This is a genomic window from Paenibacillus sp. GP183, from assembly GCF_900104695.1.
In the GTDB taxonomy this organism is placed as follows: domain Bacteria; phylum Bacillota; class Bacilli; order Paenibacillales; family NBRC-103111; genus Paenibacillus_AI.
The window spans coordinates 4670428-4693896 of the sequence record NZ_FNSW01000001.1; the positions used below are offsets into that span (position 1 = coordinate 4670428).

The following is a 23469-nucleotide window of genomic DNA, read 5'->3' on the forward strand; positions in this document are numbered from 1 at the left end:
TTAATCGGGAGGTAAGGGATATGAATAAAGTGAATATCGGCATGGTTGGCTATAAATTTATGGGCAAGGCGCACAGCCATGCTTACCGGGATCTTCATATGTTTTTTCCGGAAGCTGCGGCGCCGGTTATGAAGCTGATTTGCGGACGCGACGAGAAGGGCGTCGCCCAGGCTGCCGAACAATTCGGCTGGGATGGCTACGTTACGGATTGGCGCGAGCTGCTCGCGCGTCCGGATATTGATGTCATTGACATCAATGCACCGAGTGACGCGCATAAAGAAATTGCGCTTGCCGCGGCTAAGGCGGGCAAGCACCTGTTTTGCGAGAAGCCGCTGGCGCTCACGCTCGCTGATTCGCGGGAGATGCTGGAGGCGGCTGAGCAAGCGGGCGTGAAGCACATGGTCGGCTTCAACTATCGGTTTTCGCCTGCTGTGCAGCTGGCGAAGAAGCTGGTGAACGAAGGGAGATTGGGCCAAATCTACCATTTCCGCGCTTGGTTCCTGCAGGACTGGATCGTGGATCCGGACTTCCCGCTGGTGTGGAGATTGCAGAAGGAAGTGGCCGGCTCCGGATCGCATGGCGATCTTGGCGCTCACTTGATCGATCTCGCCCACTTCCTGGTTGGCGATATGACAGAGGTCATCGGGATGAGTGAGACGTTCATTAAAGAACGTCCGATGCCGTCCTCGATGACAGGGCTGAGCGCCAAGGGCAGCAAGGATGGTCCGCGCGGCGAGGTAACTGTCGATGACGCCACCTTGTTTTTGACGCGTTTTGCGAATGGTGCCCTGGGCAGCTTTGAAGCGACGCGCTTTGCACCGGGACACCGCTGTACGAATTCTTTTGAGATTAACGGCAGCAAGGGCAGCGTGAAGTTTGATTTTGAGCGGATGAACGAGCTGCAGGTTTATTTTAGGGATGATGCCGAGGATGTTCAGGGGTTTCGCCGGGTGCTTTGCACCGATCCATCCCATGCTTATATGCAAGCCTGGTGGCCGCCTGGACATACGATCGGCTTTGAGCAAACTTTTATTCATGAAGTTGTTGAGCTTATGAACGCTTTGTCCGAAGATCGTAAGCCGGTGCCGAACTTTGCGGATGGGGTCAAGTGCCAGCAGGTGCTTGAAGCGGTGGATCAATCGATTGCACAGCGGCGTTGGGTTCGCATTGACGAGTTGTAGGTGCAGGTTTGAGATGATTAAGGAGGAAACACAATGAAGCAAGCACTAATCGTTTGGGGTGGTTGGGACGGTCATCAACCGCAGCAAGTTGCAGCGCTATTGGGCGATGCTTTGAAAGAAGAGGGTTTTAACGTTGAGATTTCCGACACCTTGGACAGCTTCAGTGATGAGGACAAACTTGCCTCCGTCGATTTGATTGTACCCGTTTGGACCATGGGTAAAATCACACCAGAGCAGTTAAAGCCCCTGCTGTACGCAGTAAAGGTTGGGGGAACCGGGATTGCAGGCTGCCATGGCGGGATGGGCGATTCTTTTCGCAATGAAACGGAATTTCAATACATGGTAGGCGGTCAATGGGTTGCGCACCCAGGCAATGACGGCGTGACCTATGAGGTGCGGATCAAAGATTTGAATCAGCCTTTGACCCAGGGAATCGGCGATTTCACTGTGGTTTCCGAGCAGTATTACATGCATGTGGATCCTGGCAATCAGGTGCATGCCGTTACTTATTTTGGCGATGTGGAAATGCCGGTAGTCTGGACGAAAATGTACGGCAGCGGCAAGGTATATTATAATTCCCTTGGCCATCAAGCGAACATTGTCGCTATGCCGGAAACGTTGGAATTGATGCGGCGCGGCATGGTTTGGGCTGCCCGTTAAACAAATTATTTAGGAGGCTTCCTGCTTATGTCCAAGGTTAAAGTAGGCATCATTGGCTGCGGTAATATCAGCAGCATTTATTTGAAAAATTGCCCCAATTTCGAGCATCTGGATCTGATTGCGTGCGCGGATTTGGACATGGAGAGAGCCAAAGCCAGAGCAGCTGAATTCGGGCTCCCCCACGCTTATTCCGTGGACGAATTGCTGGCTGATCCGCAAATTCAAATCGTGATTAATTTGACGATCCCCGCTGCTCATGCGGAGGTGTGCATTAAATCTCTGGAGGCCGGCAAGCATGTCTATGTGGAGAAACCGCTGGCGGTAACACGCGAGGAAGGCCAGCGAATTCTGGAGCTGGCCAGCAGCAAGGGCTTGTTGGTGGGCAGCGCGCCCGATACATTCCTTGGAGGCGGAATCCAGACCTGCGCCAAGCTAATCCAAGACGGCTTGATTGGTACACCGGTTGCGGCCACAGCCTTCATGATGTCCAGAGGGCATGAGAGCTGGCACCCGGCTCCTGAATTTTACTATGAACTTGGCGGCGGGCCGATGTTTGATATGGGACCTTATTATTTGACAGCGTTGATTGCGCTTCTTGGCCCAATACATCGAGTTACTGGCTCTACCCGGATTACTTTTCCTGAAAGGACTATTACCAGCCAGCCTAAAGCAGGCACCAAGATTGAAGTAAAAACCCCAACTCATATAACGGGGACGATTGATTTTGACAATGGTGCCATAGCTACCATTACTACAAGCTTCGACATTATGGTAGGTACTGAACTGCCACATCTTGAGATCTATGGCAGCACTGGTACCTTGAGAGTCCCTGATCCGAACACTTTTGGCGGACCCGTAAAGCTCAGACGTGCCGGTTCCAAGGAGTGGGAAGAGATTTCGCTCACTCATCGATATGCGGATAACGCGCGTGGACTTGGTGTAGCCGATATGGCGCACGCCATCCTCACGGGGGTCCCTCATCGCGCGAGCGGGGAATTGGGTTATCATGTGCTCGAGGCCATGCACGGTTTTCACGACGCTTCTGCCGAAGGCAAGCATTATATCATGAAGAGCACATGCAGCAAGCCAGCCTTGCTGGATCCTGCGTTTACGCTGTAGAACGCTCATTAGGGAAGGGCATCCCTCAGCCATGAATTTTGCTGAGGAATGCCCTTATTTGTTTAGACGGGATTTGGGAGCTGCTGTCCTAATGGAGAGAAGCTTTGCTTCATTCGAAAAGACGTAAAATACGTCTTAATCCCTTGATTTAAGATTTTTAAGTTTCAATTAGACGTAAAACACCGCTAAAACTATTGTTTTTCTCTGATTTACTCTTGATTTCTTTGCTGCAAGACGTATTACACGTCTTATCTCGAGAGGCATCCTTTAAATTTTCACTATAAGACGTAAAATACATCTACTTTATAAACCTCAACCTAAATGGCCCTGCAGCGTTTCAATCAGCCCATTCTGGGTTTCATCATCACAGTGCTGCCAAATAATTTCAAACAAAACACCCAAGCCTGGAAGCACTCGTTCCTCGCCTCCAATTGAATCCTCTATGACTTCACGCAGTTCTTCATTTGTTTTGTCATTCACACGCAGCAAGATGGCTTGCCTTAAACTTAAATTGATTGACATTCGTCATTTCCTCACTTCCATATCGGTTTCCATAGTAATATGTGCATAAAACTTCAGCTTCATGCCTGCTGCAAAAGTGAGTATCATCTTCATCTGTGATATAATACGTGATAACCATGGAGAACAAAAAGGAATGGATGAAGACGAATGAAAAAGCCATTTGTTGGTATCGCAATACCATGAATTTAGAGATCGTATCACCCCAAAATTACCGTGTAAAAGAATGGACCCAGCTCCTGGAGCGTCGCGGCCGGGACAAGCAGGGCAAATTCCTGATTGAAGGCTTCCATTTGGTGGAGGAAGCGATCAAATCACGAGCGGATGTAACGACTATTGTGTACAGCCTCGAAAAAGGTAAGCCAGCCGCCTTATTCGCGGCAACTGAAGATAGAATTGAATGGATCGGCGTCAGCCAAGCCGTCCTCGAAAAGTGCACGGATACCCAGACACCGCAGGGTATTTTTGCTGTGGTCGACAAGCCGATGCTCGATGGCGAGGATTTTTGGCGGTCAGGTCTACGCGATCTTGTCGTCGTCGTAGACGGTGTACAGGACCCGGGCAACTTGGGCACTATCATTCGGAGTGCCGATGCTGTGGGTGCAGCAGGAGTTCTGCTTGGAGCGGGAACCGTGGACGTATACAATCCCAAGACGATTCGCTCGACGATGGGGTCCTTGTTTCATCTGCCGATTCTGGAGGGAGATTTGCTGCAAATCCTTCCCCGTGCCAGAGCGGAAGGGATGCAGCTAGTAACTACAAGCCTGCAGTCTCAGCAAAGCTGCTACGAGACGGATCTAAGCAAACCGACTTGGATCATTCTCGGCAATGAAGCCAAAGGCGTTTCGCCTGAGATCGCGGCTGAAGCCGATGTGAAGGTCATTATCCCGATGCAGGGACAGGCGGAATCACTCAACGTGGCCATGGCTGGAACGGTGCTTCTCTTTGAGGCTTCCCGGCAGCGGATGCGGTCCCCAAACAATAATTCCTGCCAACGACCCTAAGAAGGATAAAACTGGAGTAACAGCGTAATACTACAGGAAGAAAAAGTGAGGAATAGCAAGGGGTAAAGGTCCGATTGGCAAGGTATATAATATTGATATCTCCATGACTATGGGTTAGAAAAAACTGAGTCGGTTCAGGAATATTCCTGATTTCACTCGGTTTTTCTTTCATGAAGGATAGAACACGGAAATGAGGACGCAGTAAATGGATAAAACAATACATGTTGGTATTATTGGTGGATCAGCCAATAACCAATGGGCGAGTTCAACTCACATTCCAGCATTGCAACGACTTCGGAAGTTTAAAATTACGGCAATCGGTACGACTCGGATGGAAAGTGCGGAGAAAAGTGCCTCCCTATATGGGGTTCCATATGCATTCGCGGATTCAAATGAACTGTCACAACACCCTGATGTGGATATGGTCATTGTAAGTGTGAAAGTTCCTGGTCATTGCGATGCGGTCATAGCCGCACTCAATGCAGGAAAGCATGTGTATTGTGAATGGCCTTTGGGTTTAAACACTTCTCAAGCAATTGACATGAATCATTTAGCTTCGGAGAAAAAGGTTCATACTGCTGTTGGGTTGCAAGCTCGACAATCTCCTGAAGTTAGCTTTGTGAAAGACTTGGTTACTGAGGGATATATCGGCAAAGTGCTTTCGTGCCATTTGAAAGTCTTTTCAACTGCAAAGGGCGGTACAACGAATGAAGCCTCTAAATATTTATTGAACCAATCCAATGGTGCAAACTTATTGACGATTAATGCGGGACATGCCATAGATGCTTTATGTTATATTTTGGGCGATTTTAAAGAATTGTCGGCAACGACAGCTAATCAAATCAAACAAGCGAAAGTGCAAGAAACCGGTGAAATGATCGAAAAGACGACTGCAGATCAAATCTTAATTAATGGAACATTAAAAAGTGAAGCAACCGCCTCAATACATGTTCAGGGAGGCATAACTTTTCGAACAGGAGTCTCATTAGAAATCTACGGTACGGAGGGTACAATTCTACTATCTAATGATAGTACTCATGCTCAGTTCCAATGGGGAGACTTTAAAGTTGAAGGGATGAAAATTGCCAATCAGAAGAACTCGTCGTCGCTCGCTGAATTATCCATTCCTGATCAATATCGTTGGGTTCCTGATACGATCCCTAATGGACCTATCTTCAATGTTGCACAAGCTCTCGAGAAATTTGGCGTGGATATTTTAGAGGGAACCCATTACGTTCCTAATTTTGAGGATGCGGTTCAACTGCATGTACTTCTTGATCTCATTCAAAAAGCCGCCGATACAGGTGAACGTCAGGTTCTATAATTAAGATTGATGCAAAAAAACTGCAATTTTTTTTCAACAAAGGTTACGCTATGATACAATAATGGAAAATGTCGTTATATTAGGAGGCAAAAATGAATAACCAAGTTATACGCCATATGGTCATTTTCAATTTAAAATATCCGAAAGGCTCGCTGGAGGCGGAAAAATTTCTTAACGAAGGGAAATCGATACTATCATCAATTCCTGTCGTACAAAATTTTGGGGCCTTCCGGCAAGTTAGCATCAAGAATGATTATGATTATGGGTTTTCCATGGATTTTTCAAATCAAGAGGATTATGACAGCTACAACAACCATCCGCTCCATGTACAATTTGTTCAGGAGCGTTGGCTTTTAGAAGTGGACCGGTTTTTGGAGATTGATTTTGTTCATGCTTTAACTTAATTTTTCTGCCAATTTGGGCTTCCATACTCGAGTGAATTGTAGAAAAATATACGAGCCAACTACAAAAATAAAAGCAAAAGCTTGAGCCATTAATGTTTCAACCGTTGGAAATACCGAGAACCAAAGTCCCATCCAGGCAGGAATATTTATATCCAGTTTTGTAGTGGGTATCCAACCTGCTTGCTGCATTTCTATTGTGGTTTCACCAGTCATTACCAAAAGCACCACAACGAGAAGTCCGCCGGTTAAAATCAACATTTTTTTATACGGGAGTTTTTGGTGACCAACAAAGGTCAATAGTGCCACAATAGAAGTAAAGAATAATCCGATCAATGCTCCCAATAAAATGACGTGGCTTCCAACTTGTAGACGGAGGTTTTGGAGGAATAGTACAACTTCAAAGCCTTCACGATACATTGACGTTAAGCCGATAACAACGAGACTCCAATACGATGCCGAAGGACTTGCATTTTCATCAACTGCTGCATCAGTGATTTGACGACGCTTTTTGTTGTGTAAAGAAATCCACCCAGTCCAGTACAGCTTGTGAAAGAACCAGTTCATAATGATGAGGAGTACGATATTCGCTAGTAAACCTGTTGCCGCTTGAACATTAAGTTCAGATGTTGTATTGCCCACTAAGGAAATAATTCCTACAACAACGAACCACGTTACGATGGTTGCAAATAATGAAATGCCTGATCCTACGAATATAGGTTTCCAAGCATCTTTCTTACTTCGGACAAGACCTGCGGTAATTGCGGATAGTACAAGGATTGCTTCTAACCCTTCACGAAAAACAAGGATAGCGGTATTTAAAATAGCTGTGGATGGAGTTATATTACTTGTAGCAGGATCAGGTGCACCATTAGCTGTAAACCCTTGCCATACCAGTACACCAACAATGATGAGTCCCATAATACCAAACGCTATTTTTTTAAGGCTTAAAGTTTTCATTATAGCTATCCTCATTTCCAATTTGATCCAAACGATAATGAAAATCATTATCACTAAAATGAGTATACGGGATATCAAGACGTGAGGCAACTGTTGAATTTAAGAATGATTATCATATAAGTTTGATTAAAAGTTAACGACGATTAAGGAGCTGCCCTTGGCAGCTCCTTTTGACATTTTTAAACGGAATATATGTTGATCGAATTATTAAGTGTCTCCTTATTACAAGGCTACGAATATTCAGACAGCTTCCTAATTGCTTTTAATATGAAAATGATGTAATTCTTCGATCAATTTCTGAACGGCCGCAACGCTCTTCTTTCGCCAGCTGCAATTCCTCTTTAACAAACTCCAATTCTTCATGACCGTATCGTGCGTTTCATTCAGAACTCTTTCTTGATTTTCTCCCGCTTTCGTAGAAACATAGCCCAATATCGGAAGGGCTACACCTTGGAATATACTTTGTACTATGTATTGAACCCATCCCACCAGATCGTTTGGATGCTGAAAGAACAGCGGTACAATGACAAGCATAAAAATGATATAAAAACAACCCATTGTAGAGAGGTACAAAGCCAGTTTATTACCAAGCCAATCATTAAAACTTTTCATTAATTGTGCACTCCTTTCTTTGAATATAAAATCATATGAAAAAAAATCAAATCCATTTCCATTTCTTTTTACCCAAATTTTCGTATCCAATATCAGCGGCACTGCAATTTTGATTGGCGATCCTCCTAATATCAGACAGCAAACTATATTGGAAATGGGCGATAGAGGATAATTGATGTAAGCTGGCAAGCAGCATGGAGATCAGCCTTTCAGCTTCTTTCTATCGCTCAGCATACCCAGAGCCTTTTCAATACGAGACGCTCGGGTTTCCGCTTTCTTGGCGGAATTGATCCATTCGACGTATTCTTGGGCTTTGCTTATATATTCGGTATCCTTAATGAGGCTCCCTTCTTCTTTTTTATGCTTATCCCGCATATGGTTTACTAAAACGGGAACAGCCCTGGGGGGGACGCCATGCTGGGCAGACGCAGGTGGAGAAGCAGATCAACCGGCAAAAGCAGCGCCAAGAAGAAGCTGATCATAGCGCTTCTCATCTTTTTCTTGTTTTCGATTCAAGCTTTTATTTTCATTGAACATAATTTAAGGCCCCCGCTTATGGCTTTAGCTAAGGTAAGAATCAAGCAAATAGCTACCCAGTCCATCAATACAGCTATTGCCGACCGCATTTCAGAGAATACGAAAGCCGACAGCCTGATCGATTGGAAAACAGACAAGAACGGCAAAACGACCGGTTTTATGCTGAATTATGCCGAACATATGCGTATTACTTCGGACACCATTACAACCGTACAAAGCCTGCTTAAAAACCTCAAAAGCATCTCGGAGCACGTCCCTTTAGGGCAAGCGCTGAACAGCGCGATTCTCGCCTCCTTCGGCCCCAATATTCCCATTCGCTTCGTTCCGGCTGGAAATGTAAAAGTGGATCTCAGCACTCGCTATCAAAATGCGGGCATCAATATGATTCTAGTAGAAGTGTATGTGCACATAATTGCAGAGGTTTCGGTCATTATTCCGTTTGATACGGACACCGAAATTGTGGAGACGGAGATTCCGATTTCTTACTCGCTTGTCGTAGGGGATGTTCCCACTTATTATTTTGACAATAAGGGTAATCCCGTAGGCTCAACTAAAGAAGGAGCACCCCATATGTCAATTCCGAATCTGACGATTCCGCCGGCAGCCGGCAGCAAAGCGGGGACCGATACAAAAGCGCCCTCCAATTAAGGGCGCTTGTTTTTTGATCTTGAGCGCTCTTCACGTTCCCATTTGCGTAAATAGGAATACGGATCAAACGACCATTCACTGAGTCCATAGTCTCGATACAGGCCATAGTGCAAATGTGGAGGAAATTTCCCGGAAGTTCCCGGTTTCCCGTAACCGGAGCTGCCCACCCAACCCAGCAGTTGTCCCGGCTTCACGATATCGCCTTGGGCAACATTTTTGTTAAATCCGGAAAGATGGGCGTAATAATGATAAACGCCATTGAGGTCACGTATGCCAAACCGCCAACCCCCGTATGAGTTCCAGCCAATGACTTCAATGATACCGTAACAAACACTTCTTACAGGCACACCATACTCGGCAAAAAGATCTGTGCCTTCATGTATCCGGTCACCGCCCCATCCGCGGCTTGCCCCCCATGTGCTTCGATAGGAATAATTTGAGCTCAAAGGCAGCGGGAAGGCATGCTCATGAAGGTCTAATGTATTGAACCGTGCATAAATTTGCGCAAATTGGTTAATCCGAGTTATACTTCGGCTGTTCTGGTAGTAATCCCACAGGCCAATTTGCAGGTCTTCGGCAGTCAAGCCGTGTTTGGTAATCTTTGCGATGACAGCAGCCAGAAGATCTTGTTCATTGCTGCGGTCTGCAATCCCATCCCCGGAGCCGTCCCGTCCTAGACCATGAAACCAGGCTATGGACTTGGGATTGTTATCGCGCGGATCAGGGTTTAACTTGCCCGCCCAATCCGATTCCGAAATATAAATGCCGAGTTTACCCTGCTGAACGGGCCTCTTTTGGGTAACGCCAATACTTCGTTCATATTGATCGATGGCAGCCAAATAATACCATGGAATTTTTGAAACAAGTCCAATTTTTTCAAATAATTCCTTACGCTCTGCAAAGATGCGCGATTGTTCAATCGGGGAAGCAACAGAGGCTGCCGGGGCATTGGAAGGTGACGAATCGGTAAGGGCGGCGAAGGCTTTAGAAACCGCTTTTGAATTTGGATGAAGAGTGGAAACGGCCAAGCAGAGGAGCAAGCTGATCCACAGGATTTTGAACCTTAAATGCCTGTTTTTCATAAATGCCCACCTTTCATAATCTGATATTGGGTAGCATGCGCTTTGAAAGTAATTTTATGCCGAGAATGCAAGCATTCCTTTCACCCGTGATATTTGCTATGATGCGAGTAGAGGTGAGGAAATTGGCATTTAATCACAGAGACGAGCATGTAGACGAGCAGATGCTCCTGGTGCAAGCGAATTTGGATGATATGAATCCTGAATGGACGACTTACATTTCGGACAAGCTTTTTGCTGAAGGAGCTAATGACGTTTACTGGATTCCGATTATTATGAAAAAAGGAAGACCCGGCATTATGCTGAATGTATTGGTGGAGGACTCGAAGCTTAGTAGGATGGAGGAAATCATTTTCAGTGAAACTACAACGCTAGGCATCCGTTATTTGCACGCATCTTGTCATCGATTGGCCAGGGAATTTCAAATCGTTGAAACCAGGTGGGGTCCCTTATCCGTTAAAATAGGCATGCACCAGGGGAAAGTGGTGCAGTATGCGCCAGAGTTTAAAGAGTGCGAGGAAATAGCACGGCTGCATCAAGTTCCTTTGAAGGCCGTTTATGAAGAAGTGAGAATGAAATTTCAGGAAATTCAAAAAGCAGCTTCATCCTGAGATCAGGAGAAGCTGCTTTTATATGGATGCCGCTGGTCAAGATTGAGGTCACAAAGCTCAATGCCAGCTCTCTGCGGCCGGGTTAATGCTTGTGTTCGTGTCCATGGTGGTGGCTATGAGTGTGTTCATGGCTGTGATGATCATCACTGTCAAGCTTATGCTCACTTTCGAACGTATCTTCGTCAGCAGAGTTGTGTTGGTGCTCTTTATGATGGTGCTGCTCTTCCTGGTGATGGTGCTCTCCGGCTAAATGTTCGTGAGTGACTTGCCATTTCCCGATGAAGGGGTCGATTTTACCAATGACCACACGAAGCACGTTCGGTTGATTAGGTAAATCGCGCGTCCCTGCCCCATAACCAATGGCATCGACAATCATGGGAGGAAAGCTTTTGGAGAACTCATCTACGATTCCGGAGATGATGCCTGCCCCAGTAGGAGTTGTCATCTCGAGCGCGTAGTTGGTTGAAGCAATAGGCACACCGCGCATCATTTCCAGTGTGGCCGGGGCAGGGACCGGGTAAATGCCGTGGTCGATGTGGATGGTTCCCGATCCCAGAGGTACGGGAGAAGAATAAATCTTCTCGACTTGCAGAGAGTCTATGGCTAATGCAGCACCAACGATGTCAACAATGGAATCAATCGCGCCGACCTCATGAAAATGTACCTTTTCCATGGTAATTCCATGGATTTTGGCTTCTGCCATACCAATTTTTTCGAATATGGCCAAGCTAAGCGCAGTTACCCGATCATTAAAGCCGGCGCCGCGAATGATCTTCACGATATCCGAGTAATGGCGGTGGTGCTTGGGAGGATGATTCGGATCGAGCAGGACATCAAATTTTTGCGAGGAAATTCCCCGCTTCATTACTCTTTTCCATTCCAGTGAATAAGGCTCAAGCTTGATGCGGCCGAGCTCCTCTTCTATGTAAAGCTTGTCTGCTCCCGCATCGACCAAGGCCGCAACCGTCATATCGCCGCTGATGCCGGAAAAGCAATCCAAATATAGTATGCGCATGGGTCACCCTTTTTTTGACATATTTTTGTTGATCAAGCCTGCGTAGTAGCCTGCCCCAAAGCCGTTGTCGATATTGACAACGGAGATACCCGGCGCACAGGCATTAAGCATCGACAGTAGCGCAGCGATGCCGCCGAGGTTCGCGCCGTAGCCGATGCTCGTCGGCACGGCGACGATCGGTTTCGCCACCAGACCGCCGACAACGCTCGCGAGCGCGCCTTCCATGCCGGCGACCACAACAATCGCATTCGCGCCGCGAATGAGCTCCAGTCGCCGAAACAAGCGGTGGATGCCTGCAACGCCCACGTCGAAAATGCGTTCGACGTGACTGCCCATGCACTCCACCGTCAGTGCAGCCTCCTCCGCCACAGGCATGTCGGAGGTGCCCGCACACACGACGGCCACGTAGCCATCGTGGACTTGAAGCAATGGGCGCTTGAACCAGGTGAGCGCCCTTGCCGCCCTGTGGTAGCTGACGCCTTCCACAGCGGCTACCACATGCTCGGCCTTGGCCGCATCGACACGCGTGCAGAGCACGCGGTCGGTGTGCTCCGACAGCCGGCGGAAAATCGCCTCGAGCTGCTCCGCGCTTTTGCCTTCCCCGAAAATCACTTCGGGGAAGCCCGTGCGCTTCTCGCGCTCGAGGTCCAGCTGCGCGAAGCCCAGATCCAGCGTGTCGGCGCCTTGACCGGCTTGGCCCGCCTGGATCTGCCGCTTCGCGTCGTCTATGCCCAGCTCGCCGTTGCTAACCTGCTTAAGTATTCTTTCCAAATCTGTCATAAGGAAGCTTCTTTCACCTTTTGTTTGGTTTCTTCAGACAGCACTTCGTTCATGCTGCCGGTACGATAACCCTGCAAATCCAGGGTTACATAAGTAAATCCGAGCTTTGTGAATTTTTCGTAGATCGCGTCCCGATGCTCGATCACTTTATGAATTTCAGCGGGCATGACTTCGATGCGGGCAATTTTTTCGTGATGGCGAACCCGAACTTGATATAAACCAAGCTGCGACAAGAAATATTCGCCCTCATCGAGCTGATCGATTTTCCACTTTTCAATTCTGGTCCCGTAAGGAATCCGTGAAGACAGGCAGGCAAAGGATGGTTTGTTCCAGGTTCTTAATCCAAGCTCCTGCGACAACTGGCGGATTTCTTCTTTCACCATGCCAGCCTCCTGCAGTGTGCTTCGGACGCCTTTCTCGTTTTTAGCCTGCAGACCCGGGCGATAATCACCCAAATCATCCACGTTGGAGCCGTCGAGTATATAGGGATAGCCCATTTCACCGGCAAGCTGCTGCAAATGAGCGTAGAGTCCTGTTTTACAGTGATAACAGCGATCCGGATTATTGGCGACAAAACTGGCATTTTCCAATTCTTTAACTTCTGTTTTAAACAGCTTTACACCCAGCTCTTCGGCAAGCTCGACTGCCGCATCAAATTCACGAGAAGGAAAAGTTTCAGAAGCGGCCGTAACCGCGATTACTTGATCACCCAGCTCCTGCTTGGCGCGTTTTAGCACAAACGTACTATCCACCCCGCCTGAAAAAGCGACCATAACACGCCCCATACCTCTTAAAATTTCACCCAGCTTGCGATCTTTTTCACGTGTGCTTTCTAGTATAGTCATCTGAGTTCCCTCCCTTACCTAGGTTAAGCTTATATCAATATACACCAAATTCAGTGTATCATAAACGAATGGGGAAGTGGATTGTTTTGTCTTTTATTCGTGTTATAATGAAAAAAGCATGAAATGATGTTATTTTCCAGATGAAACCACTGTAAAGGCGTGATGAATGTGGCTACTAAACCCCTAGAGAGAAAGCCGGAGTGGCTCAAAATCAAGTTGAATACCGGAGACAATTTTAAAGAGATTAAATCCATGATGCGTTCCAAAACGCTGCATACAGTTTGCGAAGAGGCGAAGTGTCCGAATATTCATGAATGCTGGGCGAATCGTACAGCAACGTTCATGATTCTCGGTGATATCTGTACAAGAGCTTGCCGTTTTTGTGCGGTCAAAACAGGGCTTCCTACGGAGCTCGATCTGGCTGAGCCTGAACGGGTAGCGGATGCAGCGGTCCAAATGGGACTCAAACACTGTGTGGTCACCTCCGTGGCGCGCGATGATTTGGAAGATGGCGGAGCGATGGTGTTCGCCGAGACTATTAAAGCGGTGCGCGGCAAGCTGCCTTTATGCGGAGTGGAAGTGCTCATTCCTGACTTTTTGGGGCGTGAAGCCTCACTGCGTACTGTACTTGAAGCCAAACCGGATATTCTTAATCACAATATAGAGACTGTAGAACGCATGTCGGATCGTGTTCGCTCAAAAGCCAAATATCGCCGATCCCTTGAGCTTCTGGCACGCTCCAAACAAATCGCCCCCGAAATTCCTACCAAATCGAGCATCATGATTGGAGTGGGCGAACAGTGGGATGAGCTTCTGCAAACGATGGACGACCTTCGCGCCGTGGATTGCGATATCATGACCATCGGGCAATACCTGCAGCCTTCAATGAATCATCTCGCGGTGCAGATGTATTATACCCCTGAGCAATTTGCCTTGCTGAAGCAAGAAGGCATCAAGAGAGGCTTCAAACATGTGGAATCCGGCCCGCTGGTGCGCAGTTCCTACCATGCGCATGAGCAGGTCAAATCAGCAGTCCAGGCCTGACAGCTTGGACAGTCTTAGAAAGGAGATCGGACTCTCGACCATGATTCATATCGGAAGCAAAACCTATGAGCTCGTGACGGAGCATAAAACGGCCTGGAATTTTGAGGTATTTCGCGACCGCTTTAGCGAAGTGCTGGAGCGTTATGATTATATCGTCGGGGACTGGGGCTATAATCAGCTGAGACTGCGGGGATTTTTCAAGGAAAACAACCCAAAGGCCACCAAGGAAAGTTCAATTGCCTACTTTCAGGACTACTTAAACGAATATTGCAATTTCGGCTGCGCCTATTTCATTATTGAAAAAGTCGCCAATCGAAATCCACTCGCTCCTGAAGCAGATGTGGAATCCGACGCCGATCTGGATACCGAATAATTGGAATCACAAACAAAAAGGGACTCTCCCCAAAGCCATGAAATGACTGGGGGAGAATCCCTTTTTGTATGTGCTGTGTGATTCCTGACCTAATGCTTTTCAATTCCGATAAACGCATCGCGGACCCGGTTCCAGAAAGGGAAGGGGCGGAAGCGGGCAAAACTCACTTTGACATCAGCGGCGACTCTACAGCGAATGGAAATGATATCGTTGCGTTGGATGTACAAATGATCGAGCGAGAGCAGCATATGCTGTTGCGAGCTGGGGTAAATATCGCAATGATGATGCTTAGGCAGGATAACTGAAGAACCCAGTGTCCGGTAAATTCGATTATTGATCGAGGCAATCTCGGCTATTTGGATCGCTTCCAGCGCTGGATGGACCATGGCTCCGCCAAGACTTTTGTTATAGCCTGTACTGCCCGAGGGGGAAGAAATACATATCCCGTCTCCGCGAAACGTTTCAAACATTTCATCGTTGATATGGAGCTGGGCAACCAGCGTTGTTTCGATGCCTTTGAGTGTAAACTCGTTAAGCGCCAAGTGAGTTTCAATGCCGGCTGAGGTTTTGATTTCAATCTCAACCAGCGGATATTTAACCACATGGAGCTCTTCCGGGGAACGTACCTTCATCATCAAATCGGCCAGGAGCTCGATCTCCTCAGGCTTCCAATCAGTGAAAAACCCGAGTCTTCCCGTATGGATGCCTACGAACGCGATGCGATCAATCTGGGTGATATATTTATGAAAGGCCTGCAGCAATGTGCCGTCTCCGCCAATAGAGAGGACAATCTCCGGGGCGGCTTCCTCTCGCTGCATCCCATGCTGTGCAGCCATATTGTGAAAACGTTCGGTCAACCCCCGGGAATGTTCATCCCCGCGATCCACGATATTGTATTTCAAGTGTTTTCCTCCTAAGAGCTATTTGCACTCCCTTCATCATAATCAATAATTGACAATAAGAAAAGTCCGGTGGCTGAACTCACTTGATAGTTCCTTTTTTCCAAAGCATCAATTTAATCAAGGTATAGGCAGAAAATAAACTTGCTATCAGCACGAAAGTTAATGTAAAAGCAAGTGCACTGGACGGCATAACCAACAGTAACCAGCTGGAATGCGGAGCGGATGCATAATCGTCGGGCAGGAAAACAGACAGCTGATCTCCAACTGGATAGAGCACCTTCCATAACATTAATACCAAAACAGCCGAAATAAGACCGTGAATGAAACGGGCAGCGAGAAAAGGAAAATACCGTAGATTTGTGTTGCTGAGCAAGCTCACAATTTGAGCATGAACGGACAACCCGGCCCATGACAATACAAAGGCGGCGATCGCCGTTTTACTGACGAGCGAAATCTCGCCTGGAGCCGAGCCTGCAGCTTTTGCCCCTAACGTAACCTCAAAAATGCCTTTCATGACAGCTTCGGATAGGGAACCTGGAAGTCCTGTCATCTCAAGGATGGCTCGAATCCCTCCATACAAATACCCCATGATGTGTCCGGCAGTGAGTACCTCAAGCACGACGGAGAAAAAAACAACCAAACCGCCAACAACAAAAGACAAGCCTAATGCATGATTGACAGCTTGACCGAGTAAAATCCCAATGGGCCTTCCGTCCCTTATTCGAGCCTCGTGCATGGCATGAAATGCCTGTTTCCAAATGGGTCCCTTGGATGAAGGCGGCATCTGCGTTTGTAGTGCGCTCCTCCCATGAAATCTCATGAGAATCCCAATGATGACGGCACCGCCATAATGCGCGGCAGCCAGAATCAATGCCAATCTTGCATCATGAAAAAAACCGACGGATACAGCTCCAATCAGAAAGATAGGATCGGAACTTGTCGTAAAAGCAACCAGACGCTCGCCTTCTTCCCGATTAACGAGCTTCTGTTCCCAAAGCTGGGAGGTTAACCGCGCTGCAACGGGATAACCCGAAGCGAAGCCCATAGCCATGACAAAGCCGCCTATGCCGGGGATGCGAAACACAGGCCGCATCATGGGATCAAGCAGCGCCCCCAGAAAATGGACAATGCCGAACCCGAGCAGCATTTCGGAAATAACGAAGAAGGGGAAGAGAGCTGGAAATAAAATATCCCACCATATGGAAACCCCGCGCATTGCGGCTTCAAAGCCTTGCTGGGGAAAAACCATCAGCAGGATGGAGATGGCTATGATCAAAAAAGCTATCAGGTAAATCCCGGTAAAGGACTGATTTCTTCGCATACACTGACTTCCCTCCCTTGTCCTCAATATATGACTCAAGAAGGACAGACATTCCGTATTAAAAACTTTAGGTAAATGCTGTAATCTTAATTCGGTTATGGTACAATTGAACTAGATAGTCCTTTTATCCTTGACAGGCGGGAGTGGTTCATATGACGGGTGTGATTGCTGGGTTAGTCGTATGTGCTTTTGTTTTTGTCATTAGAGAGACCCTGATGGGATCTGCGGAAGAGGAATGGGAAAACTGAACTTAAGTTAAACCATAGCTAAAGGGGATTGGACAGCAGGATGGACACAGAGCGTCAAACGGGTTACCAACTGATGGGGGGAGCACACACGGTTCGCCGGCTTGTGGAGGTCTTTTATCCTAAGGTCCAAGCGGATCCACTGCTTGCCCCCTTATTTCCTACGGACATTGAACCGGTTATGGAGAAGCAATATTTGTTTTTAACGCAATTCTTTGGCGGACCCAATCTTTATTCCGAACAATTTGGACATCCCATGATGCGTGGAAGACACATGTCGGTTCCGATTAATAACGAACGAGCGGATGCATGGCTGCGGTGTATGAATGAAGCCATGATCGAGATCGATATTGAGGATAATCTTCGAAAAATGCTGCTGGAGCGCTTGAGAGGCTCGGCTTATCATTTTATAAATACACCTGGTGATCACTAAATGAAAATTAGAGATAAAAGGCGGTCATTCATGGTAGAACCTTTATTTGATATTGATGTCAAGTGCACGTATTGCGATAATAAATTCCAATCCTCGCGGGTTCGGCCGAGCTTTAAGAAGGCGACTAAGACGGATAGTGATTTTTGTACCCATTATAAAGAAATTAATCCTGATTATTATGTCGTTCGCATTTGTCCTTTTTGCGGCTTTGCCAGCACCGAGAATTTCTCCAATAAGATGACATCAGCTCAAAAATCAGATTTCGAGAAAAAGGTTGCGAGAAAATGGAACATGAAGGAGTACGGCAAGGTACGTTCCTGGGAGGATGCCCTGCAATCCTATAAACTTGCTCTATTATGCGCTCAGATAAAAGACGAAAAGGTACGTGTGGTAGCTGGCATTTTACATCATATCGCATGGCTGTATCGATACAAGGGAGATTGGGCGCAGGAAAAACGTTTCCTGGAAGTTCGCTTTGGACGCCTATGTCAGCGTATATGAAACAGAAGGCAGCAGCCTGAACAATGCAAAGCTGATGTATTTGATCGGTGAACTCAATCGAAGACTTCGCAATTACAATGAAGCGGTTAAGTGGTTCGGACGCATCATCAATGACCGTTCCATTATGGATGCCGGGATGATTAAAGCAAGCCGCGAACAATGGGCCACGACGCGCGAGGATATGCTCCAGGCCAATCTGGAATTGCCGGAAGAAATGCAGAGTGCAAAATGAGATAAACGCTTATGGAGTTAGAGTCCATTAGCGTTTTTTTTGCCAAGTAGGCAGGCTGTGATCATGTTATCCGAATCGGACGATCCGCCAGCAGGTAATCGCGATCCGTATCGATAAGGGTTGCTTTGTTATGACAGCAAGGAAAGACAAGCAGCTTTTTTTTGCCTTCATGGATCGATTGCAGCTCCTGAATTTTTAATGGCAGAAGAACGTTATCTTTATGACAAAATGGACATTCGGCCACGTAAATATCCTTCATAATGATTTCGTAAGGCCATGTATGAGAGAAAGGAATCAAGGTTTATTGGTATCCTTAGTATCTTTATTTGGAGCAGCTTCCTCTTTATCATTGGCCAGCTCGGCCAATTTTTGCAAAAGAATATGTTGTGGCATATGGAGCAAATGCTCGAGCGGTATTTTCAGCTGGGCGGCAAGCTTTTGAGCAGTTTCGGGTGAAATTTGCAGCGGCTTCATGGACATTTTCCTCCTGTTCCTTATATAGTATATATCTAATAGTGATATCATACTTTCAAGCCTGAAGCAATGAGCTGAAGAAAGCGATTGGCGGTGCAGTTCTGTTTATGCTTTAATGAAATAGTATAATTACATACCTTGACTCGAGGACAGGTGATATTATTGTTCAACAAACCGCTTAGCCAAACATGGGATTTGGATTCTTTCTTTGCAGGAGGAAGCGAATCTCCGGCTCTTCTGGATTTTCTCAAGAAACTGAAGGAGGATATCGCTGCGTTCAAAGGTAAAGTTCATATGACAAACCCTCCGCAAAATGCGTCCGATTCGAAGGGGCTTGAAGATCTTGTTCAACTTTTGCAAGCCATATTGAAAAATATTCATGAAGCGGATTCCTTCGTTTCCTGCTTAATGGCAGATAATCAGAAAGACAAGAAAGCCGTGCTTTTAAGTGGACAAATCAAAACATGTTACGCTGAATATTTGTCGTCCTTAACCGATTTTGATCAAAACTTAACTGGGACTAAGGATCAAGTCTGGACTGACTTGCTCAAGCTGGAAGCATTCGCCGGGATCGCTTTTCCTTTAACTGAAAGACGCGCACTGGCCAAAGAAAAGCTGCCGCCTGAGCAGGAGGCATTGATCAATGATCTTGCCATTGACGGATACCATGGCTGGGGAGACTTGTACAATACAACAGTCAGCCAATTCCGTATGCCCGTTGAAGAGGATGGAAAAACGGTGGAGCTTTCTGTCGGTCAGGGCTTCAATCGGCTCCATACGGAAAATCTGGAAGAACGGACTCGTTTGTTCCAGCTTTGGGAACAGACTTGGGCGGACAAAGCGGACTATTGTGCGGAAGCGCTCAATCATCTCGGAGGCTTTCGTCTACAGACATATAAGCATCGCGGCTGGACAACCATTCACAAGGAGCCTCTTGAAATTAATCGTATGTCGGAAAAGACGCTCCATGTCATGTGGGATGTCATTGACCGCAGCAAGGATATTTTCGTGGAATATTTAAACCGTAAGGCCAAGCTTATGGGTCTTGAAAAGCTGGCTTGGGTGGATGTGGATGCCCCCTTGGGCGAAGCCGCACAGAAAATCAGCTTTGATGATGGGGCAAAAACCATCCTTGAACAGTTTGAGTCGTTCAGTCCGAAAATGGCAGCCTTCTCCAAAAAAGCATTCGAGCGCAGTTGGATTGAAGCAGAGGATCGCGCTGGCAAAAGACCAGGTGGATTCTGTACATCGTTTCCGATCGCGGGAGAAACACGCATTTTCATGACGTATGGAGGCACCGCCAATAACGTGTCCACCCTGGCGCATGAATTAGGCCATGGATATCACCAGCATGTTATGAATGACATGCCTGCTCTTGCACAGCAATATGCGATGAACGTAGCTGAAACGGCATCTACTTTAGCTGAGATGATTGTTTCGGATGCAGCGGTTAATAAAGCAGCTACAGTTGAAGAGCGGATCATATTACTCGAGGATAAAATCCAGCGTTCTATCGCTTTCTTTATGAACATCCATGCCCGATTTATCTTTGAAACTAATTTTTATGAAGAACGCCGTAACGGACTTGTCAGCGTTGAACGCTTGAACGAGCTGATGGTAAGCGCTCAGAAGAAAGCTTTTAAAGATTCCCTTAGCAGCTACCATCCTCATTTTTGGGCAGCCAAGCTGCATTTCTACTCGACCGAGGTGCCTTTTTACAATTTCCCGTACACCTTCGGCTTCTTGTTCAGTGCTGGCATCTATGCCAAAGCCCAGGAAGCGGGTCCGGCTTTTGAGGATCAATACATCTCTTTGCTTAGGGATACCGGCAGCATGACTGTGGAGGAATTGGCCCGGAAGCATCTCGGCGTCGATCTTACGCAGCCTGACTTCTGGCAAAGTGCAGTCGACATGGCTATCGAAGATGTCAAGCAATTCATGGCTCTCACTGATGCTAAAGTTCATTAGTTAGAAAAGGAGTTGGAAGGATGTTTTTTATCCTTCCAGAGGCCGGTTATGGCTCAAGAAGGCCTCATTACAGTAAAAGCTCCCACAGAGGGAGCTTTTTTTATGGTGAATCTGTTTTGTGAGGTGCTTACAGCTTAAACACCTGAATGGCCGTCTGCAGCTGAGTTACTACCCGCGTCATTTCTTCTGCTTGATTGACAATTGCCTGAACCGTGCCGATCTGCTCGCTCATCGAAGCAGACACTTCCTCGGTCCCTGCTGCGGACTGCTCGGTGATTGCGGAAATGCTCTCCATAGCTGCTGCAATTTGCTGCGATCTGCTCAGCATGTTCGAGCTCTGCTCAGCGAACCCGGATATTTCCACCGAAATGAATCGCATACTGTCGACGATTTCCGAGAAAACCTTCTCGGTTTGATCAATCAGCACGGTTTGTTTGTTGACAACATCTTCATTGATTTTGATACTGCTTATGGCCTGTCCGATCCCTTGTTCAATGCTTTTCACGAAGCCGAATACCTCACGGGTCAAAGCTGTGGATTCCTCAGCTAACTTGCGCACTTGCTGCGCAACGACGGCAAAGCCTCTTCCGTGTTCACCGGCTCTTGCTGCTTCTATGGAAGCATTGAGCGAGAGCAAGTTCGTTTGCTCGGCAATTTCTGAAATAGACCTTGTCACATTGGTGATGCCTGCAGCTTGCTTAGCCAGTGAATCAATCGTTTCCGATACCAGTGCAGTTACTTCCACATTGCGCTTCATCCCGGCTCCCTGGCTTTCTACCGTGGTCATGCCCTTTTCCACAAGCCTCAGCATTTGATCCGATCGAGCTTTCATCTCTTTGGCGGAATCAGCATAACTGGAAATGTTTGTCTGAATATCACTGGAAGTAGCGGATGCACGGGATACTTCCTCGGAGATCTGCCCAGCACCGGTTGCCAGCTCATGGGCGGATATACTGACTTGTTCCAGAACACCACGAAAATTTTCGTTTTTGAAGTAGATGTCCCTGCTGGAGTTAAAAACTTGCTTGGAAATCGAACCGGTATCCTGTAGAATTTCACGAAGCTTATCAATCATTTTATTGAAGGACTTACCTAACTGGCCGAGGGTATCATCCGAAGTGATGGTAACCTTTTGCGTAAAATCCCCTTTTGAAATGTTAAGTGCAACTCGCGATAATTCAGCGATAGGTTCGGTTAAGGATCTTTCAAACCAGAATACAAACGGAATACTCCCAGCAATCAAAATAACGAGGAAGATAATACCAAGAAAGGGGTTCCATTGTGGGGCAAAAAGTAAAATCAGAATCATGACTGCACTGATGCCTATGAGTCCGAAGCACCCTAGTTGCAGCTTTCGCTTAAAAGATATTGTAGACAAATTAAACACCCATAATCGACTCCTCAATGAAATGTTAGATTATTGGGTATTTACAATAATCTCGAAAAAATTATAACATTCATAGGAAAAAGTTTCTATATCAGGCTCGAAAAATGCGATAATTCAGACTTCAGACTCATAGAAATCTTCCGATAAAAGTATGTTAAAGCATAAATATGTAAAAATATGTTGAAAAAGTGAAAGTGTCACAGTATAATAGTCCTACATCCCAGAATATTCAAATAATTTAAATGATGCATCGGGGACAGTTTTTATTCAAATCCGCAACAATGTGATTGGAAAGTATAGAATCAGGCATCTGCCGCTAGAATGTAAAGGCGGAGAACTCCAAGCGAATACAAAAGGGCTCGTTGAATCCCAATACCAAACTTTTCGCCAAATGGCAATTGAATCTCTGAAATACAAGAAGAATTGGACTCATGGTGAAATCATGCTTGATTTCACATTGAAGCAGAACACGCTATGCGCCAGCGTTCAATTCGAGTCGAATTACAACATGGCAAGTACGGTTAAATCGGTTTGAAGGACTTATATTTTATTCATTCAGAAATACTTAGCAAAGCAATAATCCCCACAAGCCTTTAAGGTTTGTGGGGATTATTGCTTTTTATACTTTTTATTTCAATACGTAAACTTTCACGTTTTGGATACCGAAATCACTCGCAGGACCAGTGGAACTCGGGATGAAAATATCGACCCGGTTCCCTTTAATCGCGCTGCCTTCATCGGTTGCAGTAGCGATTAACCCTCTTGGGAAGCCATTAAAGGTATAACCGGTAATGTATACCTTTGTTCCGAGTGGAATCACATTGGGGTCTACGGCAATAGTACCTATTTTAAGGGGATTGCCGAAGTAATCAACAGGGCCCCATCCGTTTTCTTGCGGCGCTTCGGAGTAAGCTGTAGCGACAATGTTCATAACTTTGCTGTACGCCAATGACTTTCCGGAAACGGTCTGAACTGTATTATTCGACGCAGCATGGACTGCGTTAGCGGGTAGTGCGAATCCGGCAATGGACAGGCTTAAAGCAAGCCCAACCACTGTCTTTTTCAGAGGTTGAATATTCATACTATCTCTCCTTTTAGTATATTGCCTACGAGGTTAGTTGTCGGGTTCGGACAAAAGGATACAGTCCCTATTCGGATACGATCCGATATTCACCCCAAATGAACAGCGATATCCTGACAGCTCAAAGCTGAGCGGCACCAGGTGTTCTGTTCAATAAATAAATCATCCCCCGCACTTTCTAAACGAAAGTTTCGGCTTAGATAAGACTAACAT

Annotated in this window: 26 protein-coding genes, 1 pseudogene and 1 riboswitch; of the genes and pseudogenes, 13 read left to right on the plus strand and 14 right to left on the minus strand. The window is 46.6% G+C overall.

The annotated features are described in order from the left end of the window. The first annotated feature begins 20 nt into the window (after window positions 1-20). Genes BLV33_RS23130 through BLV33_RS23140 form a run of 3 tightly spaced genes read left to right on the plus strand, consistent with a single transcriptional unit; the run spans window position 21 to window position 2960 of the window. On the plus strand, window positions 21-1181 hold the full coding sequence (locus tag BLV33_RS23130; RefSeq protein ID WP_090797491.1) for a Gfo/Idh/MocA family protein: 1161 nt from the start codon (window positions 21-23) through the stop codon (window positions 1179-1181). 33 nt (window positions 1182-1214) lie between these two features. After that, the gene (locus tag BLV33_RS23135) at window positions 1215-1841 is read left to right on the plus strand and encodes a ThuA domain-containing protein (RefSeq protein WP_090797492.1); all 627 of its coding nucleotides are present in this window, start codon (window positions 1215-1217) and stop codon (window positions 1839-1841) included. 27 nt (window positions 1842-1868) lie between these two features. After that, the gene (locus tag BLV33_RS23140) at window positions 1869-2960 is read left to right on the plus strand and encodes a Gfo/Idh/MocA family protein (protein ID WP_090797495.1); all 1092 of its coding nucleotides are present in this window, start codon (window positions 1869-1871) and stop codon (window positions 2958-2960) included. A 312-nt stretch (window positions 2961-3272) separates the two neighbouring features. Here the strand turns inward: BLV33_RS23140 and sspI are convergent, their stop codons facing one another. Further along, window positions 3273-3476 carry a small acid-soluble spore protein SspI gene (gene sspI, locus BLV33_RS23145; RefSeq protein WP_090799159.1) on the minus strand — a complete coding sequence of 68 codons (204 nt, stop codon included), beginning with the start codon at window positions 3474-3476 and terminating at the stop codon, window positions 3273-3275. Window positions 3477-3661: 185 nt separating this feature from the next. Between sspI and BLV33_RS23150 the strand changes: the two genes are divergently transcribed. The 3 genes from BLV33_RS23150 (at window position 3662) to BLV33_RS23160 (ending at window position 6211) form a co-directional block, all read left to right on the plus strand. Beyond that, entirely contained in the window at window positions 3662-4483 is an 822-nt protein-coding gene (locus BLV33_RS23150) for a TrmH family RNA methyltransferase (protein ID WP_090799161.1), read from the plus strand. A gap of 205 nt (window positions 4484-4688) precedes the next feature. Beyond that, the gene (locus BLV33_RS23155) at window positions 4689-5807 is read left to right on the plus strand and encodes a Gfo/Idh/MocA family protein (protein ID WP_090797497.1); all 1119 of its coding nucleotides are present in this window, start codon (window positions 4689-4691) and stop codon (window positions 5805-5807) included. Between the two features lie 92 nt (window positions 5808-5899). Beyond that, window positions 5900-6211, plus strand: coding sequence for a Dabb family protein (locus BLV33_RS23160; protein ID WP_090797498.1), 312 nt, complete (start codon window positions 5900-5902; stop codon window positions 6209-6211). On the opposite strand, the gene BLV33_RS23165 is transcribed toward BLV33_RS23160, so the two are convergent. The 3 genes from BLV33_RS23165 to BLV33_RS30890 all read right to left on the minus strand — a co-directional run bounded on the left by BLV33_RS23165 (window position 6203) and on the right by BLV33_RS30890 (window position 8155). Beyond that, window positions 6203-7168, minus strand: coding sequence for an FTR1 family iron permease (locus BLV33_RS23165; RefSeq protein WP_090797501.1), 966 nt, complete (start codon window positions 7166-7168; stop codon window positions 6203-6205). The two genes, BLV33_RS23160 and BLV33_RS23165, sit on opposite strands and share 9 nt — an antisense overlap. Before the next feature lie 252 nt (window positions 7169-7420). Further along, complete coding sequence (locus tag BLV33_RS23170; RefSeq protein WP_090797503.1) at window positions 7421-7780, minus strand: hypothetical protein; 360 nt, start codon at window positions 7778-7780, stop codon at window positions 7421-7423. 201 nt (window positions 7781-7981) lie between these two features. Further along, window positions 7982-8155 carry a YdeI/OmpD-associated family protein gene (locus tag BLV33_RS30890; RefSeq protein WP_090797505.1) on the minus strand — a complete coding sequence of 58 codons (174 nt, stop codon included), beginning with the start codon at window positions 8153-8155 and terminating at the stop codon, window positions 7982-7984. Window positions 8156-8194: 39 nt separating this feature from the next. On the opposite strand from BLV33_RS30890, the gene yunB reads away from it, so the two are divergent. Further along, window positions 8195-8965 (plus strand): sporulation protein YunB, encoded by a 771-nt coding sequence (gene yunB, locus BLV33_RS23180; protein ID WP_253187145.1) that lies wholly within the window; start codon window positions 8195-8197, stop codon window positions 8963-8965. On the opposite strand, the gene BLV33_RS23185 is transcribed toward yunB, so the two are convergent. After that, window positions 8962-10047 (minus strand): M23 family metallopeptidase, encoded by a 1086-nt coding sequence (locus BLV33_RS23185; protein WP_090797507.1) that lies wholly within the window; start codon window positions 10045-10047, stop codon window positions 8962-8964. The genes yunB and BLV33_RS23185 overlap by 4 nt on opposite strands. Before the next feature lie 113 nt (window positions 10048-10160). Here BLV33_RS23185 and larC point away from each other — a divergent pair, with 113 nt between their 5' ends. Continuing rightward, window positions 10161-10655, plus strand: coding sequence for a nickel pincer cofactor biosynthesis protein LarC2 (gene larC / locus BLV33_RS23190; protein WP_366414862.1), 495 nt, complete (start codon window positions 10161-10163; stop codon window positions 10653-10655). Window positions 10656-10737: 82 nt separating this feature from the next. Here the strand turns inward: larC and BLV33_RS23195 are convergent, their stop codons facing one another. From BLV33_RS23195 to larE, 3 genes are read right to left on the minus strand one after another with little or no spacing between them, the layout of a single operon-like run. Beyond that, the gene (locus BLV33_RS23195) at window positions 10738-11670 is read right to left on the minus strand and encodes a nickel pincer cofactor biosynthesis protein LarC (RefSeq protein ID WP_090797509.1); all 933 of its coding nucleotides are present in this window, start codon (window positions 11668-11670) and stop codon (window positions 10738-10740) included. A gap of 3 nt (window positions 11671-11673) precedes the next feature. Further along, the gene (gene larB / locus BLV33_RS23200; protein WP_090797511.1) at window positions 11674-12450 is read right to left on the minus strand and encodes a nickel pincer cofactor biosynthesis protein LarB; all 777 of its coding nucleotides are present in this window, start codon (window positions 12448-12450) and stop codon (window positions 11674-11676) included. After that, a complete protein-coding gene (gene larE, locus BLV33_RS23205) occupies window positions 12447-13295 on the minus strand; it encodes an ATP-dependent sacrificial sulfur transferase LarE (RefSeq protein WP_090797512.1) in 849 nt (282 codons plus the stop codon). The genes larB and larE overlap by 4 nt, the downstream gene beginning before the upstream one ends. A 168-nt stretch (window positions 13296-13463) precedes the next feature. Between larE and lipA the strand changes: the two genes are divergently transcribed. Further along, window positions 13464-14339: a lipoyl synthase gene (gene lipA, locus BLV33_RS23210; protein WP_090797514.1), complete on the plus strand. Its 876-nt coding sequence runs from the start codon at window positions 13464-13466 to the stop codon at window positions 14337-14339. Window positions 14340-14379: 40 nt separating this feature from the next. After that, a complete protein-coding gene (locus BLV33_RS23215; RefSeq protein WP_090797516.1) occupies window positions 14380-14712 on the plus strand; it encodes a YutD family protein in 333 nt (110 codons plus the stop codon). Window positions 14713-14801: 89 nt separating this feature from the next. Here the strand turns inward: BLV33_RS23215 and BLV33_RS23220 are convergent, their stop codons facing one another. Both BLV33_RS23220 and ylbJ read right to left on the minus strand, forming a co-directional pair. Further along, window positions 14802-15614 carry an NAD kinase gene (locus BLV33_RS23220; protein WP_090797518.1) on the minus strand — a complete coding sequence of 271 codons (813 nt, stop codon included), beginning with the start codon at window positions 15612-15614 and terminating at the stop codon, window positions 14802-14804. Window positions 15615-15693: 79 nt separating this feature from the next. Then, window positions 15694-16935 carry a sporulation integral membrane protein YlbJ gene (gene ylbJ, locus BLV33_RS23225; protein WP_090797520.1) on the minus strand — a complete coding sequence of 414 codons (1242 nt, stop codon included), beginning with the start codon at window positions 16933-16935 and terminating at the stop codon, window positions 15694-15696. A gap of 288 nt (window positions 16936-17223) precedes the next feature. Between ylbJ and BLV33_RS23230 the strand changes: the two genes are divergently transcribed. Further along, entirely contained in the window at window positions 17224-17613 is a 390-nt protein-coding gene (locus BLV33_RS23230; RefSeq protein ID WP_090797522.1) for a globin domain-containing protein, read from the plus strand. A 30-nt stretch (window positions 17614-17643) separates the two neighbouring features. After that, window positions 17644-18346 (plus strand): annotated as a pseudogene (locus BLV33_RS23235) (DUF2225 domain-containing protein). A gap of 61 nt (window positions 18347-18407) precedes the next feature. Here BLV33_RS23235 and BLV33_RS23240 read toward each other — a convergent pair. Both BLV33_RS23240 and BLV33_RS23245 read right to left on the minus strand, forming a co-directional pair. After that, window positions 18408-18644 (minus strand): hypothetical protein, encoded by a 237-nt coding sequence (locus BLV33_RS23240; protein ID WP_171909266.1) that lies wholly within the window; start codon window positions 18642-18644, stop codon window positions 18408-18410. Beyond that, the gene (locus BLV33_RS23245) at window positions 18641-18820 is read right to left on the minus strand and encodes a YycC family protein (protein ID WP_090797524.1); all 180 of its coding nucleotides are present in this window, start codon (window positions 18818-18820) and stop codon (window positions 18641-18643) included. The genes BLV33_RS23240 and BLV33_RS23245 overlap by 4 nt, the downstream gene beginning before the upstream one ends. Before the next feature lie 162 nt (window positions 18821-18982). Between BLV33_RS23245 and BLV33_RS23250 the strand changes: the two genes are divergently transcribed. After that, on the plus strand, window positions 18983-20788 hold the full coding sequence (locus BLV33_RS23250) for a M3 family oligoendopeptidase (protein ID WP_090797526.1): 1806 nt from the start codon (window positions 18983-18985) through the stop codon (window positions 20786-20788). A gap of 127 nt (window positions 20789-20915) precedes the next feature. Here BLV33_RS23250 and BLV33_RS23255 read toward each other — a convergent pair whose 3' ends face one another. Further along, complete coding sequence (locus tag BLV33_RS23255) at window positions 20916-22175, minus strand: methyl-accepting chemotaxis protein (RefSeq protein WP_090797527.1); 1260 nt, start codon at window positions 22173-22175, stop codon at window positions 20916-20918. Between the two features lie 628 nt (window positions 22176-22803). Continuing rightward, on the minus strand, window positions 22804-23256 hold the full coding sequence (locus BLV33_RS23265) for a 3D domain-containing protein (protein ID WP_090797531.1): 453 nt from the start codon (window positions 23254-23256) through the stop codon (window positions 22804-22806). Window positions 23257-23261: 5 nt separating this feature from the next. Further along, window positions 23262-23463, minus strand: a riboswitch (cyclic di-AMP (ydaO/yuaA leader). Window positions 23464-23469: the final 6 nt, after the last annotated feature.